The 1100-nt window shown below is 35.4% G+C and carries 1 protein-coding gene; it reads left to right on the forward strand.

What is annotated here, in order from left to right; genetic code table 11:
- Nucleotides 1-543: SGNH hydrolase domain-containing protein (locus L4C32_RS20710; protein WP_428198772.1), on the forward strand; the 543-nt coding region annotated here is incomplete at its 5' end.
- Nucleotides 544-1100 lie beyond the last annotated feature (557 nt).

The raw sequence follows: 1100 nt of genomic DNA on the forward strand, positions 1-1100 counted from the left end.
GTGGTGTGGTATAATGAAGCAGTTAATWACATCATTAATAATAAAGAAATCCAACATGTTGTAGTAAACCATAGATTTACTAAAAGCATCTTAGGTGGGAGTGCTAGTAATTATCCTGATATTGAGACGGTTACAATTACGGATACTATGAAACGTATGACACAGGGAATCGATACATTGATTGCTGACCTTGCAGTTAATAAGGAACATGTGTTTGTTTACTATCCAATACCAGAACTGCAAAAAAACATAAATCAGTATATTGCGATCTCTCTGATCAATAGTACAAGCTTAGATAACATCATTGCTACGGACTTAGCTTGGTATGAAATGAGAAATCAATACATGATCTCCCATTTTGATAATGCTAAGTATCCTAGTAATGTCCATTTATTAAAGCCAACCGATGTGTATTGTGATGAAAAGGATTGTTTTGCAGTTAAGGACAGTGAAGCACTTTACTTTGATGACCATCATCCATCAGTTATTGGCGCGAGAAAGCTGGTCGATCTATTAATGGAAGAGTATCGAATTAATGAATAAGCATGGATTCAATAATGGGCTATTAGATTTTGTGGATAACTCTGTGTGTTAATTCTGAGTAAATTGTGTGGAAAAATGGATAACTAATCACATGGTTATTTATTGTTCGAACGTGCGTTTTTTTACTGTTTTATTTCAATAAGCGCTTGCCAAGTTAGTCGATCTCTCTATAATGCGTCCTCACTGACACGGAGCGGCTTCTTCTTTTAGAAACCAAGAGCCATAAAGGGTTCTAGCTCAGTCGGTAGGACAACAAGCCACGAGAAATAAGTTTAAAAAAGTGTTTGACACGGTAACTTAATTCGCTAAAATGGCCGTCCACTTAAACGAACTGACCGAAAGGTTTGAAAGTTTAAAAATTGCTCTTTAAAAATTTGACCATGCAATTTGTGTGGGCACTCGTGAATGGATTATCAAAAAATAATCTCAATGAACTGAGTGGCCTTAATCGATAAGTTTCGACTTATTGACACAGTCAAATCGTTCAAACGAAAGTTTGAACAAAATCAGTAATAATCATTGAGCGTTGTTTTCTCTTTTAGCAAGAGAAACAACAA

Origin of the sequence: Aliivibrio kagoshimensis, assembly GCF_050337105.1 — a bacterium.
In the GTDB taxonomy this organism is placed as follows: domain Bacteria; phylum Pseudomonadota; class Gammaproteobacteria; order Enterobacterales; family Vibrionaceae; genus Aliivibrio_A; species Aliivibrio_A kagoshimensis.